Origin of the sequence: Methylosinus sp. sav-2, assembly GCF_004366495.1 — a bacterium.
Lineage (GTDB): Bacteria > Pseudomonadota > Alphaproteobacteria > Rhizobiales > Beijerinckiaceae > Methylosinus.
This window is the reverse complement of sequence record NZ_SOEJ01000002.1, coordinates 133205-150306: the sequence shown is the minus strand read 5'-3', so window position 1 is coordinate 150306 and position 17102 is coordinate 133205. Positions and strand designations below refer to the sequence as shown.

17 protein-coding genes, 1 tRNA gene and 1 riboswitch are annotated in these 17102 nt (G+C 66.8%); of the genes, 5 read left to right on the top strand and 13 right to left on the bottom strand.

The features are described 5' to 3' along the window. On the bottom strand, positions 1-186 hold the full coding sequence (locus EDE12_RS06905) for a CbtB-domain containing protein (RefSeq protein ID WP_024878895.1): 186 nt from the start codon (positions 184-186) through the stop codon (positions 1-3). A gap of 30 nt (positions 187-216) precedes the next feature. Further along, a riboswitch (cobalamin riboswitch) is annotated at positions 217-412 on the bottom strand. A 41-nt stretch (positions 413-453) separates the two neighbouring features. On the opposite strand from EDE12_RS06905, the gene cobO reads away from it, so the two are divergent. Then, positions 454-1083, top strand: a complete 630-nt coding sequence (gene cobO, locus EDE12_RS06900) for a cob(I)yrinic acid a,c-diamide adenosyltransferase (RefSeq protein WP_024878894.1) — start codon at positions 454-456, stop codon at positions 1081-1083. Between the two features lie 9 nt (positions 1084-1092). Here the strand turns inward: cobO and radC are convergent, their stop codons facing one another. Both radC and map read right to left on the bottom strand, forming a co-directional pair. After that, positions 1093-1833 carry a DNA repair protein RadC gene (radC, locus tag EDE12_RS06895; RefSeq protein WP_024878893.1) on the bottom strand — a complete coding sequence of 247 codons (741 nt, stop codon included), beginning with the start codon at positions 1831-1833 and terminating at the stop codon, positions 1093-1095. Beyond that, entirely contained in the window at positions 1830-2696 is an 867-nt protein-coding gene (gene map, locus EDE12_RS06890; protein WP_024878892.1) for a type I methionyl aminopeptidase, read from the bottom strand. Before map ends, radC begins: the two co-directional genes overlap by 4 nt. Positions 2697-2858: 162 nt before the next feature. On the opposite strand from map, the gene EDE12_RS06885 reads away from it, so the two are divergent. Both EDE12_RS06885 and gpt read left to right on the top strand, forming a co-directional pair. Then, complete coding sequence (locus EDE12_RS06885) at positions 2859-3611, top strand: molybdopterin-binding protein (protein WP_026597881.1); 753 nt, start codon at positions 2859-2861, stop codon at positions 3609-3611. Between the two features lie 19 nt (positions 3612-3630). Further along, positions 3631-4116, top strand: a complete 486-nt coding sequence (gene gpt, locus EDE12_RS06880; RefSeq protein WP_018264318.1) for a xanthine phosphoribosyltransferase — start codon at positions 3631-3633, stop codon at positions 4114-4116. A gap of 7 nt (positions 4117-4123) precedes the next feature. Here gpt and EDE12_RS06875 read toward each other — a convergent pair whose 3' ends face one another. Then, positions 4124-6061, bottom strand: coding sequence for a hypothetical protein (locus EDE12_RS06875; protein ID WP_026597880.1), 1938 nt, complete (start codon positions 6059-6061; stop codon positions 4124-4126). A 143-nt stretch (positions 6062-6204) separates the two neighbouring features. On the opposite strand from EDE12_RS06875, the gene EDE12_RS06870 reads away from it, so the two are divergent. Beyond that, positions 6205-6290 (top strand) — tRNA-Leu (locus tag EDE12_RS06870). 39 nt (positions 6291-6329) lie between these two features. Then, the gene (locus tag EDE12_RS06865) at positions 6330-7493 is read left to right on the top strand and encodes an acyl-CoA dehydrogenase family protein (RefSeq protein ID WP_026597879.1); all 1164 of its coding nucleotides are present in this window, start codon (positions 6330-6332) and stop codon (positions 7491-7493) included. 5 nt (positions 7494-7498) lie between these two features. Here the strand turns inward: EDE12_RS06865 and EDE12_RS06860 are convergent, their stop codons facing one another. The 9 genes from EDE12_RS06860 to EDE12_RS06820 all read right to left on the bottom strand — a co-directional run bounded on the left by EDE12_RS06860 (position 7499) and on the right by EDE12_RS06820 (position 17099). Next, entirely contained in the window at positions 7499-7912 is a 414-nt protein-coding gene (locus EDE12_RS06860; RefSeq protein ID WP_026597878.1) for a lipoprotein, read from the bottom strand. 55 nt (positions 7913-7967) lie between these two features. Beyond that, complete coding sequence (locus tag EDE12_RS06855) at positions 7968-9350, bottom strand: sensor histidine kinase (RefSeq protein WP_026597877.1); 1383 nt, start codon at positions 9348-9350, stop codon at positions 7968-7970. Between the two features lie 7 nt (positions 9351-9357). Next, the gene (locus EDE12_RS06850; RefSeq protein WP_024878886.1) at positions 9358-10032 is read right to left on the bottom strand and encodes a response regulator transcription factor; all 675 of its coding nucleotides are present in this window, start codon (positions 10030-10032) and stop codon (positions 9358-9360) included. 32 nt (positions 10033-10064) lie between these two features. Further along, positions 10065-10391 carry a PepSY domain-containing protein gene (locus EDE12_RS06845; protein ID WP_036290211.1) on the bottom strand — a complete coding sequence of 109 codons (327 nt, stop codon included), beginning with the start codon at positions 10389-10391 and terminating at the stop codon, positions 10065-10067. A gap of 127 nt (positions 10392-10518) precedes the next feature. Beyond that, entirely contained in the window at positions 10519-10716 is a 198-nt protein-coding gene (locus EDE12_RS06840) for a hypothetical protein (protein WP_026597875.1), read from the bottom strand. Between the two features lie 59 nt (positions 10717-10775). After that, the gene (locus EDE12_RS06835) at positions 10776-11234 is read right to left on the bottom strand and encodes a M15 family metallopeptidase (RefSeq protein WP_051592346.1); all 459 of its coding nucleotides are present in this window, start codon (positions 11232-11234) and stop codon (positions 10776-10778) included. Positions 11235-11275: 41 nt separating this feature from the next. Beyond that, on the bottom strand, positions 11276-11800 hold the full coding sequence (locus EDE12_RS06830) for a DUF4376 domain-containing protein (protein ID WP_166671831.1): 525 nt from the start codon (positions 11798-11800) through the stop codon (positions 11276-11278). A 16-nt stretch (positions 11801-11816) separates the two neighbouring features. Then, positions 11817-13226: a DUF2793 domain-containing protein gene (locus EDE12_RS06825; RefSeq protein ID WP_051592344.1), complete on the bottom strand. Its 1410-nt coding sequence runs from the start codon at positions 13224-13226 to the stop codon at positions 11817-11819. A gap of 6 nt (positions 13227-13232) precedes the next feature. After that, positions 13233-17099 (bottom strand): glycoside hydrolase/phage tail family protein, encoded by a 3867-nt coding sequence (locus EDE12_RS06820; protein ID WP_026597873.1) that lies wholly within the window; start codon positions 17097-17099, stop codon positions 13233-13235. Positions 17100-17102: the final 3 nt, after the last annotated feature.

Below are 17102 nucleotides of genomic sequence, written 5' to 3'. Positions count from 1 at the left end.
TCAATGGCAAGGGAAGCCGAGCGAATGGCGCGAATCATGCGCGGCGTTATGCGCGACGCTCGCGTAGGAGAAGCCGGCGAGATAGACGAGCCCGGCGCCGAGCGTGAAGACGACCAGCGCGGCGCGCAGGATCTCGAGGCGGCTGGCGGAGACGATCGCGTCGGCGGAAAGGGTCTTCGTGGTCATTCTCGGCTCCTCGCCGCCCCACCGGCGGCATTCGTGGTTTCGCTGGACGGCAGGTCTCCTGGCTCGCGGGTCGCTGCGCTCGCCGCCTTCCCGGGCTTTCACCCAGTGGCCACACGGGCTCGCGCTCGCCGCTCACAGTTGCGGGGGCAGCCGCGGATCAGGGGCGAACCCCATACCGCATTCCCTCTTCGCCTCCTTGCGGAGGACCGTCGCGAACAGTCATATGACGGAGAGAAGGAGCCGTCAAACGGCGAGGAGGCGCTGATCATGTCGGAATTCGCGGAAGAAGACGCCGCCCGCCGCCATCGCGAGAAGATGGAGAAGCGCAAGGCCGTGCAGGACGCCGAGGTCGCCGGCAAGAGCATCGCCGAAAAGGGCCTGCTGATGGTCCATACCGGCCCCGGCAAGGGCAAGTCTACCGCGGCCTTCGGCCTCGCTCTGCGGGCGATGGGGCATGGGCTCGCGGTGGGCGTCGTGCAATTCGGCAAGGGCGCCTGGGACACGGGCGAGCGCCGCATTCTCGAGAAGCTCGGCGGCGAGGACGGGCTGCTCGCCTGGCACACGCTCGGCGAGGGCTTCACCTGGGAGACGCAGGACCGCGCCCGCGACGAGGCGGCGGCTCGGCGCGCCTGGGAGAAGGCGAAGGAGCTGATGGCCTCAAAGTCGATTCGGCTGCTCGTGCTCGACGAATTGTCGATCGCGCTCCGCTATGAGCATCTGCCGCTCGACGAGGTGATCGCGACGCTGACGGCGCGGCGCGCCGATCTCCACATCGTCGTCACCGGCCGCAACGCCAAGCCGGAGCTGATCGCGGCGGCCGATCTCGTCACCGAGATGACAATGGTCAAGCATCACTTCCAGGCCGGGGTGAAGGCGCAGGCCGGAATCGAGTTTTGAGGCGGCGCCTCAAATGAATTTCAGCCCTTTCAGGCTCGAATGTCCGTTCCGCCCGACGATCAGATGGTCATGCACGGCGATGCCGAAAGGCTGCGCTATGGCGATGATGTCCAGCGTCATGCGAATGTCGGCGGTGGAGGGGGTCGGATCGCCGGACGGGTGATTATGCGCCAATATCAGCGCGGAAGCGCCCAATTCCAGCGCCCGCCGCACCACCTCGCGCGGATAGACGGGCGTGTGATCCACCGTGCCGACGCCCTGAACCTCATCGGCGATCAAGGCGTTGCGCTTGTCGAGGAAGAGAATGCGGAACTCCTCGCGCTCGGCATAGGCCATGGCCGTGCGGCAATAGTCGATCACATCGACGAAGGAGCCGAGCACGGTCCGCTTCTGCAGATTGCTGCGCGCGAGGCGTCTTGCCGTCGCCTCCATCAGCTTCAGCTCGCAGATCGCCGCCTCGCCGAGCCCTTCGATCTCGCGCAGCCGCTCCGGCCGCGCCGCCGCCACCTCGGAGAAAGAGCCGAATCGCGCGATCAGCGCCTTGGCCAGAGGCTTGACGTCGCGCCGTGGAATGGCGCGATAAAGCACCAGCTCCAAAAGCTCGTAATCGGCGAGCGCGGCCTCCCCCGCCTCCAGAAAACGGTCGCGCAGCCTCTGCCTATGGCCATGAAAATGCGGCGCCTCCTCGCGCAGACCGTCGGCGGGCTTGTCGCCGGCCGGTCGGCGCCGAGGGACGCGCGTCTCGCTCATTCGGCGCCGGCGGCCGCGTCCGGCGAGGCTCCACTGGACGAGGCGCCATTGGGATTGTCGAGCCCGGCGGGCGAGGCGGTGAAGATTTCCACCCCCGTCTCGGTCACGCCGAGCGAATGCTCGAACTGAGCCGAGAGCGAGCGGTCGCGGGTGACGGCGGTCCAGCCGTCGCCGAGAATCTTCACCTGCGGCCGGCCGAGATTGATCATCGGCTCTATGGTGAAGAACATGCCGGGTCTGAGCTCCACGCCCTGCCCGGCGACGCCGTAATGCAGAATATTCGGCTCGTCGTGGAACAGCCGGCCGAGCCCATGGCCGCAGAAATCGCGCACCACGGAGCAGCGCTCGGCCTCGGCGAAACGCTGGATCGCCGCGCCTATGTCGCCAGTGGTGGCGCCCGGCTTCACCACGGATATGCCGCGCATCAGGCTCTCATAGGTCACGTCGATGAGCCGCTGGGCGCGGCGCGGCACCTCGCCCACGGCGAACATGCGGCTGGCGTCGCCATGCCAGCCGTCGATGATGAAGGTCACGTCGACATTGACGATATCGCCGTCGCGCAGGGGCTTGTCGTCCGGAATGCCGTGGCAGACCACATGGTTGATCGAGGTGCAGATTGATTTGCGGTAGCCGCGATAATCGAGCGGGGCCGGATAGGCGCCGTTGGCTATGGCGAAGTCGAAGACGAGATCGTCCAGCTCCTTGGTGGTGACGCCGGGCTTCACATGCGGGACGAGCATGTCCAGCGCCTCGGCCGTCACCCGGCCGGCGAGACGCATGCCCTCGAAGTCCTCGGGGCCGTGAAGCTTGATCTGGCCGCTCTTGCGGCCCGAGCCCGCGAGGTGGGACTCGACGAATGTCATGCTGAACTCTCTGTTGGTCGTCGCCGGCTTCAGCTTATAAATTAAGAAATTGACGCCGCAAAGCAAGATGCGCGCGACGCCGCTGGGAGTCGGCTCGGAGGCTGGCCTCGGCGGCGCCGGTGGCATAGACTTTGGGCGAGACTGACCTCGAGGAGCGGCCCGATGGAGCGCGAAGAGATCGTTACGGCCGCCGTGCTCGTGATCGGAGACGAGATCCTCTCCGGCCGCACGCAGGACCTCAACACCAATTATATCGCCAAATATCTGGGCGAATTGGGGGTGGACCTGCGCGAGGTGCGCGTCGTGCCCGATATAGAAGAGGAGATCGTCGCCGCGCTGAATGCGCTTCGGTCCCGCTACGGCTATGTCTTCACCACGGGCGGCATCGGCCCCACCCATGACGACATCACCGCCGACGCCGTGGCCAAGGCCTTCGGCGTGCCGATCGGCGAGGACGAGCGCGCTATCGCCATGCTGCTGGAGCGCATCGCCCCGCAGGACCTCAATCCCGCCCGCCGACGCATGGCCCGCATTCCTCGAGGCGCGGATCTCATAGAGAACGCCATCTCCAAGGCGCCGGGCTTCATGATCGGCAATGTCATCGTCATGGCCGGCGTGCCGATCATCATGCAGGCCATGCTGGACGCCGCGGCGGGACGCATCGCCAAAGGCGTGAAGGTGCAGGTCGCGACCGTCGACGCCCATAATATTCCAGAAGGACGCTACGCGGCCGATCTCGAGCGCATCGCCAAGGAGCATGAGCGGGTGACTGTCGGCTCCTATCCCTCCTTCTCCAGCGCCGGCGTGCGCAATCAGATCGTGCTGCGGAGCCGCGACGGCGCCGAGCTGGAGGCGGCGACGCAGAAAGTGCGCAAGCTGATCGTCGAGCTCACCGCCAATGGAACCCCGCTCTGAGGCGAGAAGGTCACCACAAATGGAAGACAAAGCCTTTCCGGTATCCTGGGACGCTTTCCACCGCGATGCGCGCGCGCTCGCCTGGCGGCTTTCGGCGGTGGGCGGCTTCTCCGCCATTGTCGCGGTGACGCGGGGCGGGCTGGTGCCGGCCGGCGTCGTCGCGCGCGAGCTCGGAATTCGCGTCATCGATACGATCGGCGTCGCCAGCTATCAGGAGGAGACCCAGCGCGGCGAGGTCCGCGTGCTGAAGCCACTCTCCGAGACGATCCTCACCCTGCCGAGCGAGGAGGTGCTGATCGTCGACGATCTCGTCGACACCGGCGCGACGGCGAAGGTCGTGCGCGCCCTGCTGCCCAAGGCGCATTTCGCCACGGTTTACGCCAAGCCGCAGGGCCGGCCGCTGGTCGACACTTTCGTCACCGAGGTCTCGCAGGACACTTGGATTTTTTTCCCCTGGGACACCGGTCTCAGCTTTCAGGCGCCGATCGCCAGAGGATCGTCCTGACGGCCGCCTATGGCCGATAGACCGCGCAATCGAAGATGGCGTAATGCTCGATCGGCGTCCAATGCGGCGCCCCGCCGGCAAGATGCAGCGAGAAGCGCGGCGGACCGCGCCAGAAGCGCGGCTCCAGACCCTCGGCGAGCGCGCCCGGCGATTCGACCGCCCCGACAACATAGGCCGGGGCGTCCGGGCGGGCGCAGAGGCGCTCGAGCGAGGCGCGCGTGAAGGGCGGAAAATCGATCACATCATCGGTGCGCGGCTTCAGCGCGCTATCGGCCACCCAACCGAGATCGCGCAAAAGTCCCATGCGCTCGCGCCATTCCAGCGCCAGCGGCCGCGAGAAGACGACGCCCGCGCCCTGCACGCGCGAGGCCCAATTGGCGCGGCCGAGCCACACCCAAGGCGCGAGCTTGTCATTGACCCAGAGAACCTCGCCCTCGCGCGGCGCGACCATCGCCTCCAGCTCCGGCGGATGGACGTCGGCCGAGCGCAGCGGAAATGGCTCATTTATCCAGCAATAGGCCGCCAGCGGCGCGGCGAGAGCGGCCACGCCCGCGGCGAGGAATGGACGCGGCCGCCATGCGGCGATCAGAATGGCGAGCGCCAGGAACAGCAGCGGGACGAAGGCCGGCTCACCGGCGCGCAGCACTGAGGGCAGGATCGAATCCTCGCTCGGCGCGACGCGGACATATTCCCGCGCGAACCACAGCGCCGCGCCGAGCACGATGACCGCGCAGAGGCCGCAGAGCGCAGAGAGCGCGCGCTCCAGCAAGCCGAGCGGAATATGGCGCCAGCGCTCGCGGCCCCACCAGGCGAGCGCCGCAATGAGCGCGAGAAAGGCGCTCTCCGGCGCCGCGCGCAAAATCCAGCTCGTCACGAGAAGCGCGAGCGCGATGCGTCCCTGAACGCCGTCCCGCCACAACGCCGGCGCGGCGAGGCCGAGCGCCAGCGGCGCGAAAGCGGCGGCGAGCCAGAGCGCGCGCCAGCCCTGCGCCTGCGCCGCCAGCTCGCGCATCAGCACATCGCCGAGCAGAAAGCTCGCCGAAAGTCCGAGGCCGACCGCGCCGATCACGCAAAAGAGAAGACGCCGCACGGGAGGCGGCGAAAGGCTCGCGGCCAGCAGCAGCGTGCACGCCTGCCGCAGCATTACGATCCATGTGCTCGCCGGCCAGTCGGAGAGGAAAATATAATCGCTGCGCACGGAGATGATCGCCGCCCATTGCGGATCGATGCGCGCGGTCAGCCGCCCGAGCAACGGCGCGCCAGCGAGCGCCGCGACCAGCGCCCCTGCCCCGCCGAGGAGCGCGGCGATGAGAATGCGGCGATCTCTCATCCCTTCATAGAGCAGCGCGACCAGAAAGCCCGGCGCGGCGATGATCGGGTGAAAGGCCGCCGCCGCCAGCAGAAAGAGGATCGCAACCCATCGCCGCTCGGCGAGCAGCGCCGCGAGAGCGGCGAGAACGAAAGCCTCGGCGAAAGGCCGCGGCGTCGCGAAAGGTTCGGCGAAATGAAAGACGCCGAATCCCCCATAGGAGCTGTCGAAAGCGGCCACGAGCAGCAGCAGCGCTAAGAGAGCCGCCCCTCCCGCGAGGCGCGAGGCGAGCGCCGCCAGCGCCGCGAACCAGAGCCCGCAGCCCGTCAAAGCGAGCGCCTTGGCCGCCGCGGCGAGGCCGAGAACGGGAATGAGCAGATCGACCAGCCGCGAGAAGACGCTGAATTTCGATTGGCCGTCGTAGCGGAACATGATGTCGCGGCCGACGCCCTGCGGATCGAGATCGGCGAGGCCGCGGCCCATATAGATCACCGCGTCATGCTCGAGCCCGTAATAGGGCCGCAGCAGCAGGAAGATCGCCGCACAAGCGGCGAGCGGCCCGATTGCGCCGAGGGCGATTCGCGACGGCCGCGCGTCGATGTCGCGGCGGAAGGCTTGATCGGTCGAGCTGAGCAATCGACTCCCCGGCGCTTTGCGCCCGAAGAAGCGCGTGGCGGCTCCCCGGGGCGGACCACAAAGGCTTATCGTCCTCATGGTTAACCCGAGGTTGAGGTCTCTGTTTGCCGCGGCCTGCGCGCTGCGCTATCACTGCGCGAATCGCGGACGTGGCGGAACCGGTAGACGCAAGGGACTTAAAATCCCTCGGGCCATGCCCATGCGGGTTCGATCCCCGCCGTCCGCACCAAGCGCCGCCGCTATCTATCCCCCGAGGAGGCTGTTCCTCATGTCCGCGCTCGATGCGAGCTTTCCAAGCGATCCTGCGCTCGAGCCGCTGCTCGCCGAGCTCGCGGCCACAGCGGCGCGACGAGACGCGGAAGGCGGCACGGCGAAACGCGAGCGCGATCTCATTCGCGCGAGCGGCCTGCTCGGCCTCGCCATTCCCCGCGCGCTCGGCGGCGCCGGCGCCGATTGGATCGAGATCGCGCAGGCCGTGCGGCGAGTGTCGGCGGTCGACAGCGCGCTCGCCCATCTCTTCGCCTTTCACCATCTGATGGTGGTCACGCCGCAAATCTTCGGCACGCCAGAGCAGGCCCGCGCGCTGATGGAGAAGACGCTGCGCGAGCGCTGCTTCTGGGGCAATGCGGTCAATCCCAAGGACCCGCGCCTGCGCCTTTGCCGCGACGGCGGAGTTTTGCGGCTCGACGGCGCCAAGACCTTCTGCTCCGGCGCCAGCGACTCCGACATGCTGATCGTCTCCGCCCTCGACGAGCAGGACAGGCTGAAGATCGCCGCCATTCCGACGAAGCGCGCAGGCGTCCGCATTCACGACGATTGGGACAATATGGGCCAGCGCCAGACCGACAGCGGCGCGGTTTCCTTCGAGCGCGTCGAAATAAGCGAGGACGAGCTGCTGGTCTCGCCCGGCCCCATGGGCTCGCCGTTCGCGGCGCTGCGGCCATGCCTCGTGCAGCTTCTGCTCACCGCTATTTTCGCGGGCCTCGCGCGCGGCGCGCTGGACGAGGCCAAGGCCTATGTGCGCGGCCTGCCGAGCGAGGGCGCCGCGCGCATCGGCGCCGATCCGTTCATTCTCCACACGACCGGCGAAATATGGACGCAGGCCGCCGCCGCCGAAGTCCTGCTCGATCGCGCCGCGCGCGCTTTTCAGAGCAGCTGGGAGAAGGGCGACGCCATCACGCCGCAGCAGCGCGGCGCCATTGCGATAGAGATCGCCACGGCCAAAACCGTGAGCGCGCGCGCCGCGCTCGACATCGGCTCCCGCATTTTCGAGATCATGGGGGCGCGCGCCACACATGCGCGCTTGCGGCTCGATCGCTTCTGGCGCAACGCCCGCACGCATACGCTGCACGATCCCATCGATCACAAGCTGAAGGAGATCGGCGATTTCGTGCTGAACGACGCCTATCCGACGCCGTCCTTCTATTCCTGAGCGGCTCAGCTCGTCACGCGCCAAGCGCCGTCCGGCTTCTTGCAGGCCTGGCCCTTGGCCTGCTGCGGCCGGCCGTCGATGAAAATCTTATGCGTATAATCCCGGCAGCCGCCCAAAGCCGCTTCCGGCCCCGGCTCGATGAAGCCATAAGCGCCACGGGTTCCGCGCCAGCTCTTGCGCTGACCGGAGGCGACCGCCTCCTGTTGCGCGGCCACAGCGGTCACGCGATCGGCGGCGTCCAGCTCGCGGCCGATGGCGGCGCCGATGACGCCCGGCGCGGGAGGTTCGGGCGCGACGACGACGGCCGCGGCCGGAGCGGCAGATTCGGTAGAATTGCAGCCCGAGACGGCGAGCGCGACGCAGCACAGGCCCACGGCCGCCGCGATTCTGACGATCGCCGAATTCGCCTGTCTCGACATGACTTCTCTCCGCTGGCGCAATCGGCTCTCCTCTTGCCGGAAGGCCCTCACTCTGTCAAAGGCCCGGCAATCGCGCCTGCGCCCGGAGCCCGCCGAGCGGACTGTCGTCGAGCGCGAGCGCGCCGCCGTAATCGGCGGTGAGATGCGCGACGATGGAAAGGCCGAGCCCTGTCCCCGGCCGAGTCTCGTCGAGGCGCTGGCCGCGCCGCGTCGCCTGCGCGCGAAACTCCGCCGCGAGACCCGGACCATCATCGTCGATGGTGAAAACGAGCCGGCTGCGCCCGGCCTCGGCATTCTCCAGCGCCACGGACAATCGCACCTCGCTCGCCGCCCATTTGCCCGCATTGTCGAGCAGATTGCCGACGATCTCCTCGAGATCCTGCCGCTCGCCGAGAAAGCGCAGCTCCGCCGCCGCCTCGCCAGAGAAGGCCACGCCGCGCTCGCCGTAGATTTTGCCGAAAGTGCGCAGCAGCGCCGCGACAACGGGCGCGACCTCCGTCGTCGCGCCTATGGCGCCGGCGCGCGCCGCCGCCCGCGCGCGCTCGAGATAGAAGGAGATCTGATCGCGCATCAGCGTCGCCTGCTCGCCCACCTTGGCGGCGAGCGGCGAGGGCGCGGCGTCCGCCTCATTGACGATGACGCTGAGCGGCGTCTTCAACGCATGGGCGAGATTGCCGACCTGCGTGCGCGAGCGCTCCACAATGTCGCGATTGGCGGAGATCATCAGATTGAGCTCCTCGGCGAGCGGCGCTACCTCGGTCGGATAGGCGCTTTCTATGCGTCCGCGCTCGCCGCGGCGAATGAGCGACAATTCCCTTTGCAGCAGCTTCAAAGGCCGCAGGCCGACGCTCACCTGGACCGCGGTGGCGAGCGCCAGCGCAATGGCGAGCAGCGAGAAGGCGACGACGAGCGACCAGCGAAAGCGCGCGATCTGATTCTCCGTCTCCTCCGTCGTCGCCGCCACTTGCACGAGATAGACGCCGATATCTCCGACATCGATGACGCGCTCGACGATGCGCAGCCAGCGCCCGTCCGGCCCCAGCGCGACGCCGCGCCTGACGCCCCCGGTCTCCGCCGGCACATGTAGATCGGAGAGCTTCGGCAATTTCGCGGCGAAGAGCGAGCGCGAGGCTTTTATCTCATGCGCCTCATCGTCGAGACGGGTGATCTGCCAATACCAGCCGGAGCGCGCCAGCTCGAATTGCGGATCGCCGAGCTGCCCCGGCCCGCTGCGCCCATCCTCTCCCGATTCGGAAACATCGGCGACGATGGCGCGCAGATAAACGCCGAGCCGTTGCTCGAACACATCTTCCGCCGTGCGGCGATAATATTCGGTGAGGGCGAGGCCGGCGATCATCAGCACGATGGAGCTGAGCGCCGCGGCGGCGAAGAACAGCCGCGCCGCGATCGATCGCCCCGGAAAGCCGAGCCGCCGCATCCCGTCTTCAGCGCTTCGCCGGCTCGGGCGGCGCCGCCATATAGCCGAGCCCGCGCACCGTCTGGATGAGATCGACGCCGAGCTTCTTGCGCAGCCGACCGACGAAGACCTCGATCGTGTTTGAGTCGCGGTCGAAGTCCTGATCGTAGAGATGCTCGACGATCTCGCTACGCGACACGACGCGCCCGGAATGATGCATCAGATAGGCGAGCAGCCGATATTCATGCGAGGTGAGCTTTACCGCCGCGCCATCGACGACGACGCGTCCCGCCTTGGTGTCGAGCCGCACCGGGCCGCAGACGATCTCGCTGGTCGCATGGCCGGCGGCGCGGCGTAGCAGCGCGCGCAGCCGCGCGAGCAACTCTTCCATATGGAAGGGCTTGGCCACATAATCATCGGCGCCGGCGTCGAAGCCCTGCACCTTGTCGCTCCATCGGTCGCGCGCGGTCAGGATCAGCACGGGCATGATCCGCCCGGCGGCGCGCCACTCCTCGAGCACGGTCACGCCGTCCTTTTTCGGCAGGCCGATGTCGAGCACGACAGCGTCATAGGGCTCGGTGTCGCCGAGAAAATGCCCCTCCTCGCCATCGAAGGCGCGATCGACCGCATAGCCCGCCTGCTCCAGCGCAGAGACGAGCTGCCGGTTCAAGTCCTTGTCATCCTCCACGACCAGAAGCCGCAAGCCCCGCCTCCGTCACCCAGACGAATCGTCTTTTAATGTTCTTTATGGCCAGCATGGGGCTGGCCGGTCGCCGCGTCGAGATAAATCCGCACCACCCGCCCGTCACGGCGCAGCAGGCTGATCTCATAGACGAGCTCCTCTTGCTCGCGGCAGAGCCGCGCATTGATCGGCTCGGCATGGGCGGCGACGCTCGCGGCCTGCATCAGGGCGAAAGGATCGCCGAGCCGCCGATCCGAGATGAGCTGGCGGGTCTCGGCGATCGGCAGGCATTGCAGCGCCGGCCGATCCGCGGCCATCGCAGATGCGGCCTGCGGCGCGGCGACGATGAACGCCAAAATTTTCGACACGATCCGACGCATTCTCGCTTTTCCCCACAAAATCTATGCGATGCGCCTGCTGAACGCCAAGTGAACGCCACAAACGAATGTGAACGCCCGAAACGGAGTGAGCGGGGCGGCGTCGAACCTCTCCGACGCCGCCCACCCGTCAATCCGACGCTTTTTCGGGCGCGACGATCGCGATCAGCCCGCCGAGCGCCGCCCCCGTCGCCAGCACGCCGTCGCCCAGCGCGCCGGGCGCGACCGAATGCACGATCGCGGCCACCACGCCGGTCCCGGCCCAGGTCGAAGGCTCCACGACTCGCGAGCGGAGCCAAGCGTAAGCGGAAGAAAGCGAAAGACCCATAGTCGTCATCCTTTCGTTTCGCCGGGAGACCGCCCGGCGCGGATATCGATGCGCTGCGATCACGGATAGAGGGCGAAGGGCAGCTGATAATGCGGACCGTCCCTCAGCGTGCGCCAATCGCCGCCCCATTCGATCGTCACATGCTCGGCCTGCGCGGCCGCCTTCATCGCGCGCGCGATCGGATAGATATGCGGCCACGACCATTGCGGACGCCCATCGATGAGCGGAACGAGATCGACGGCATGTCCGACGAGCCCATGCTGCGGGTCCTGCGTCGGCACATGCCTGCAGCGGAAGGGATTCTTCAGCGCCGATGCTCCGCGCGCGATGAGCGTGCGCTCGCGCGCGATGGTCCGCACGCCTTCGAAGACCACGAATCTCTGCTCGCAGCGCGCCGCCGCGCCGCGCACCACGCGCACGAGATCGGGATGCACGCCGGCGAGCTTCGTCTCGCAGGCTTCGCCCAACGCAAAGCCGGCGCACGGCGCTGAGCGCGCCGGCGCTTTCATATCAGCCATATTCAAGTCCTTTCACTCGAGAAAAAACGCGCCGCGCGGCGTCAGGCCGGCCAGGCCGACTCTATGTCGATCGCCTCGAGCGCTGCGCTGTCCTGCGCGGCGACGATGGCGGCGACGAGCTGCGCCTCGCGATCGAAGCAGCTCTGCACATGCGTGCGCACGCCCTGCGCGACGGCGATCAAGGTCGCATGGTCGAATGCGACGAACGCGCCATCCGCCAGCTTCCAATTCACCGCATAATTATTGTCGAGCACGCTGGCCACGACAGCGGCGGTGAGCTTGGCCTGCGTCTTCTCATCCGTCGGTAGGCTCAAGCCATTCACCGAGGCTCCCGCGATCTCGGCGCGCCATCGACGCTCGGCGAGAGCGGCGAGCCGATTGCGCTTCGCCTCCGCGAGAGTTGGAATCGGCAGAGGCGTCGGCGCATTTCCGACGCCGAGCCAATCACGATAGGCCAGACTGTCGGAGGTCTGCGCATCGGTCGGAACGAGCGCGCCATCTGCGTCCCGCCGCACAATGTCCGGCAGCGGCTCGCCCGCGAAATCGCAAATGATCGAATAGGCCATGTCGCAAATCTCCGTCTCAAATTTCCGCCGACGCCGTGAATGCGCGATCATAGGCTTCGACCGATCCCGCAGCAGTGGACGCCATGAAATATCTGACAGCCGCCTTGCCCATCGAATTGACGCCATCGACCAGAACATTGGTCTGCACGCCGCCGGACAGCGCCGACAAGGTCGGCGCTCCGAACATCGTCGCCGCCAGCGTCATCACCGTGCCGCCGAATTGCGTGCCCGCACTCGCGGTGAAGAGATGCGACACCAGCAAGGATTGAAAATAGCGCTGGCACATCGACAGCTCCACGCCCGGCGGCCGCCGCTCGAAGCTCGTCGCGTAGACGCCGGGCTCGAATTGCGGCCGCAGGATCGCGCCGCTGGAGAACTCGACATTGGTCTGCGCATTCGCCGTCAGACCCGAGACGAGAAGCGGAGCGCTTCGTGACGCCGCCGCATAAGAGCCGGAGCCCGCATAGCCCGTCCCCTGCCAGACACGCGCTTGCGCGGTTCCGTCATGCGCCAACGCATAGTCCCCGCCCTCGATCAGCTGCGCCTCGATCGGCAGGATCAAGGAGCCGGCCGAAATGGAGAGCGTCGTATCGAGTCCGCTCGTCGCGAATGTGTAGGTCGCGCCGGAGGAACCCGCCTTCACGCCGTCATGGCCATATTGCCCGGCCGCGAGCGACACTGTTCCCGACACGGCGCGCTGATTGACCGCAAAAGCCGCATTGCGCAAGTGATTGCGAAACGCGACCGAAGCGCCGTCGCCCATGCCACTCGGAAAAGCGACGCGACCCGTCGAGCGATCGACGATCAGCGCCTCGCGCCATGTCGTCCCGTCGGCGGAGACCTTCACATGGAAATTATCGTCGCCGATTAGTCCCGTCTCGGCGCGGCCGGACCAATTGGATTGATAGAGCTGCGACGCCGTATTGGCGGCGGTCTCCTTCCCGAGCTTGACGCGAAAATCGCCGGCCCCGCCCTCCGCGACTGTCCGCGCGGCGAACAGCGCCGCGCTCGCCTTCACCGAAAACGCATTGGCGGCTTCCGCCGACGTCCCTATGCCGAGCAGCGACAGATTCTCGAGCTCGTGCAGCGCGAGCCCCGCATCGATCCACGCGGAGCCGCTATAGAGCAGCATGAGCTGCTCGGCTTCCACATAGGCGAGCCAACCCGCCTTCGGCGCGAGAAACGCCCAAGCGCCGCTGAGATACACGGCGACCTTCTGCTCCTTGCCGGCGAAGGCGCCCGCCGCCGTGGCGATGACGAGATAACGATCGCCATCGGTGGCAGAAACAGGCGGCGAGGCGCGCCGATCGATCACGGAAAGCTGCGTCAGCGCGTCGAGCAGCTGCAGCGCCTCATTATGCGTAACATGCTTCTGCGCCTGCGCCGCATCGATGCAGGGCAGAGCCAAATGAATCGTATCTGTCATGGAATCTCACTCGATGGGCAGCGTCGCGACGAGCGGAAAGCCGCGTCCGGCGCGGGCGCTGATTTGAAATATCTGCATCGACAGGCTCGTCTGCGGCGCCCCGAAATCGGCGAGCTCGTCGCTCGCCGAATAGAGCGCCGAAGCGCTCGCCACGCTCAGGACGCACGCGGCGCCGCCAGGAAGCGCGATGACGATGTCATAGGCTTCGCTCGCCTCGCCGAGCGGAATATCGACAGGCTCCCAGGAATCCGCGTCGATACGCCCGCGCCGCATGAAGGAGATGACGACGCCATCCGCTGTGCGCCGCGCATGCGCATGTGTCGGCGAATAGGGAAGCAGCGACTTGCGCGTCGCCGCGACCTCCAGCTCGACATAGGTCGGATCGTCATAATCACGATCCGCCGGACCGATGCGATAGACCCGCGCCGAATCGATCTCCGCGACATCGACCGCGAGCGGAACGATCGCATCGTCGAGCAGCACGACCGTCGCTCCCGCCGCAACGCTGCGAGACGCCAGCGCATCCTCTCCGCCGATCCCACGCAGCAGCCGCGACAAACGATATGTGCACGTCGCGACGAGCTCGGCGCGCGTGAAAACAAAGACCTCCCAAGCGCCGCCGTCGCCGCGGATCGCTATTGAAGAGCGCAGCGCAAAAGCGCTTCCGTCATCCACAGAGGCCAGCGCGCCCGAAGCGAGCTTCACCGTCACGCTGGCGCCGCGATCGAAACGTCCGAGCGGTCCTGGAGCGAGCGCATCCAAAGTCTCGCCGATGATCGCCCGCTTCTCGATCAACCCCACCGACTCGAACGACGCGCCGAGCTTCCGGCGGATGGCCAACGGCCCCGGCCAGGGATCGGCGAAAGCGGCGACATGCGACAATGCGGTCTCGCCAGGCTTCGCGATCGCAAGGTCGAGAACGACCACGCGCGGCGGGCCGATCACGCCGGGAGACGCCAAGGCGCGCCAGCCGACGGAGCGCACGCAAACGTCATAGACGCTCGCATCGACCGCGCGCGCCTCTATCTCGCGCGCGGCGCCGTCTGTGATCTGCGTGATCTGCCATTTGCGATCGGCCGCGCGCGCCAATGAGACCGCATCGCCGGCTTCTAAGGTCGCAAGGCCCGGCCGCACAGAAAATCGCGCCGTCTCGCGTCCCGCCCAAATATCCTGCAGCCACACATCGACCAAACGCTGCGCATTGGAGCGTGCGATCATCACCGCCGTCTCCGCTTCGCTGCGCCGCGAGGAATAGCCCTCGAGCCGACGCGACAGCACGCGGCCCGTGCGATAATCGAATTCCGAATCTCCGAAGGACAGAGCGATCTCATGCGGAAGCTCGCTCTCCTGCGCACGCCGCCGCTCGATGAGCGTCCCGTCCTTGCGCGGAACGAGATCGTCGTCGCCGATCTCGACCACGCTCTTCCTTCCACGCGAGACGAAGCGCAACGCGCCGCCGGACACCACAGCGTCGAAGCCGAACAGCGACGCGAGCGGATCGATCGCTTCGCGCGGCGACATTGCGCTGTCGAGCACATAACCGTCGACGAAACCCTCGATCGCCGGGCGCGCGACAACGAGATCATTCGTCGCGATCGTCGAAGCCAGCGTCGCGACGAGCCGATCGAGCGGCGCGCCCTCGAGCCGCCCATTGAGCCAATGCCCAGTCTCCCAATTGGCCGAGTCGGCCCAGACATCCGAACAGCCGGGAAAGGCCGGGAACGGCCGCGCATCCCAGCACCAAACATGAATGCGCGCCACATCGACCATGCGGCCGCCATAGGCCGTCGACACTGGATTGCGCGAGTCGCCGCCCGCGACCGTCGGATCGAAATAGCCAAAAATGGCCTCGAGAAAGCGCGCCTGCATCAGATCATCGCGTCCGCCACGCGAGAAATAGGGGAGGCCGCCCTCCGAGGAATGCGCGTCGGCGAACACATTGGGCGCATTGGCGCCGCGATCGACTGCAGGACAACCCGTTTCGACGATCCAGATCGGCTTGCTCTGTGGCGTCCACGCCGTCGATGCGCCGAGCTCCACGCCATCGACGCGCTCGTGATGCGCATTCGCCCACCAGCCGAGAAGGTCCTTCACGCGGTAGACCCAGGCCTTGCCGAGCGAATCTTCGATCGGCGCGCGCGTCTGCGTCAACCGATCCGCGTCGCTCGCATAGAACCAATCGAATCCTTCGCCAGATCCGACGCGCGACGTCAGATAATCGAGGTCATAGACATTCGCAGCGCTCTGCGCATCGAGATGATCTACGCCGTCGCGCCAATCGGAAAGCGGCCAATACACGTCGATCCCGATGAAATCGATCGACGACGCTCCCCACAGGGCGTCGAGCGGAAAGCGTAGCTCGCCCGCTGTCGGAACATGCGCGCCATATTCCGTCCAATCGGCGGAGTAGCCGACCTTGGTTCCACTGCGAAGGACACCCTTCACATCATCCGCGAGAGTGACGAGCGCCGCGACAGCCGGATAGACGCCCGGAGCCGAACGAATGCGCGTGAGCGCCACGAGCTCTGAGCCGATGAGAAAAGCGTCGACCCCGCCCGCCTCCTCGCACAATCCCGCATAATGCAGAATGAAGGCGCGATATTGCGCGAAGAACGCCGCGACTTGCGTCGCCGCTGCGCTAGTTCCATCCACCGTGTCCCCGCGTCCTGGCGCAGGATCGCAGGTGATGCGCCCGCGCCAGGGAAAGGCGGGCTGCCCAATCTCGCCGTTGCGCGGATCGGGCAGCGCATTGTCCGGCGGCACATCCATCATCACAAATGGGTAGAACACGACAGCAAGACCGCGCGCCCGCAGATCCGCGATAGCCGCGCGCACCGATGCGTCGCTCGGCGTCCCGCCGAAGGCCGCCCTTCCGTCGATCTGCGAGACCAGCCGCGCCGTTGCGCGCATCAGCCCCGCGACCGACCAATCCGCGGGCCGGAATGGGCCATAGACATAGTCGAACTCGCCGATCGTCTTGAATGTCGCATCGACGCGCGGCGCAATAGTGCAATGACCCGCGCGCAGATCATCGCCGAACCAAGCGACGACCAGCGCCACGCTCTCGAGATTCGGACAGAGCGCCTGCAATGCGTCGATCGAAGCCGTCCAGTCGCTCGCCGCCGTGAGCTGATGGCGGTTCTCCGCGCTGGTTTCGCCCGGCGAAAAGAAGTTCAACTGGAGCGACGGCTGATAGCCCGCCTCCGTCGCGCCTGGAATAATATCGACGGCCCGAATCTTCGCGCCGAGCCCCGCCACCGGCCGCGTCACCTCGAAGGTGAATTGCGGAATGCGATTGCCGAATGGCGCGAGCGCCAATTGCTCGAACACGACATAGGCCAGCCCGCGATAGGCCGGCGCATTCTCCGCGCCCTCCTTTGCGACGATCAGCGCGTCGGGAAGCTGCTCCTCATCGCCCTTGTAGATGCGAATTGGAAGGCTCGTCATGTCGAGCTCATTGCCGTCCGCGAATATGCGTCGCACGAAGGCGATCGGCCCCTCGCACAGGCCGATCGCAAAATTCGCATAATAGGAATAGGAGACGCTCACCGTCTGCGACGTTCCGCCGCCGCCCTTGCCGCGGTTGCTCGATCCGCTGTCCAGCGCCACATTCGTCTGCTCGAGGAAGCGCGTCGCCCAGATCATCTGGCCGCCGATGCGGGCGCGTCCATAGACGCGCGGAATCGCTGCTCCCTCCGTCGACGCGACGCCGTCCATCGCCTTCAGCCGCGGCCCTACCTCATAGCGCGTCCCAGCGCGCGGCTGCAGCGCCGCATCGACGAGGGCGCCGCCCACAGCGCCAAGGACATTGCCGATGACCGAGCCGACCGGCGCGATCGCTGCGCCCGCGGTCTGCAACAAGAGAGTCGCCATCTC

What these genes read in the sequence shown, in the direction of transcription:
- EDE12_RS06905 (WP_024878895.1), bottom strand. Translation starts at nt 186, where the DNA reads ATGACCACGAAGACCCTTTCCGCCGACGCGATCGTCTCCGCCAGCCGC.
- cobO (WP_024878894.1), top strand. Translation starts at nt 454, where the DNA reads ATGTCGGAATTCGCGGAAGAAGACGCCGCCCGCCGCCATCGCGAGAAG.
- radC (WP_024878893.1), bottom strand. Translation starts at nt 1,833, where the DNA reads ATGAGCGAGACGCGCGTCCCTCGGCGCCGACCGGCCGGCGACAAGCCC.
- map (WP_024878892.1), bottom strand. Translation starts at nt 2,696, where the DNA reads ATGACATTCGTCGAGTCCCACCTCGCGGGCTCGGGCCGCAAGAGCGGC.
- EDE12_RS06885 (WP_026597881.1), top strand. Translation starts at nt 2,859, where the DNA reads ATGGAGCGCGAAGAGATCGTTACGGCCGCCGTGCTCGTGATCGGAGAC.
- gpt (WP_018264318.1), top strand. Translation starts at nt 3,631, where the DNA reads ATGGAAGACAAAGCCTTTCCGGTATCCTGGGACGCTTTCCACCGCGAT.
- EDE12_RS06865 (WP_026597879.1), top strand. Translation starts at nt 6,330, where the DNA reads ATGTCCGCGCTCGATGCGAGCTTTCCAAGCGATCCTGCGCTCGAGCCG.
- EDE12_RS06860 (WP_026597878.1), bottom strand. Translation starts at nt 7,912, where the DNA reads ATGTCGAGACAGGCGAATTCGGCGATCGTCAGAATCGCGGCGGCCGTG.
- EDE12_RS06855 (WP_026597877.1), bottom strand. Translation starts at nt 9,350, where the DNA reads ATGCGGCGGCTCGGCTTTCCGGGGCGATCGATCGCGGCGCGGCTGTTC.
- EDE12_RS06845 (WP_036290211.1), bottom strand. Translation starts at nt 10,391, where the DNA reads ATGCGTCGGATCGTGTCGAAAATTTTGGCGTTCATCGTCGCCGCGCCG.
- EDE12_RS06840 (WP_026597875.1), bottom strand. Translation starts at nt 10,716, where the DNA reads ATGGGTCTTTCGCTTTCTTCCGCTTACGCTTGGCTCCGCTCGCGAGTC.
- EDE12_RS06835 (WP_051592346.1), bottom strand. Translation starts at nt 11,234, where the DNA reads ATGGCTGATATGAAAGCGCCGGCGCGCTCAGCGCCGTGCGCCGGCTTT.
- EDE12_RS06830 (WP_166671831.1), bottom strand. Translation starts at nt 11,800, where the DNA reads ATGGCCTATTCGATCATTTGCGATTTCGCGGGCGAGCCGCTGCCGGAC.
- EDE12_RS06825 (WP_051592344.1), bottom strand. Translation starts at nt 13,226, where the DNA reads ATGACAGATACGATTCATTTGGCTCTGCCCTGCATCGATGCGGCGCAG.
- EDE12_RS06820 (WP_026597873.1), bottom strand. Translation starts at nt 17,099, where the DNA reads ATGGCGACTCTCTTGTTGCAGACCGCGGGCGCAGCGATCGCGCCGGTC.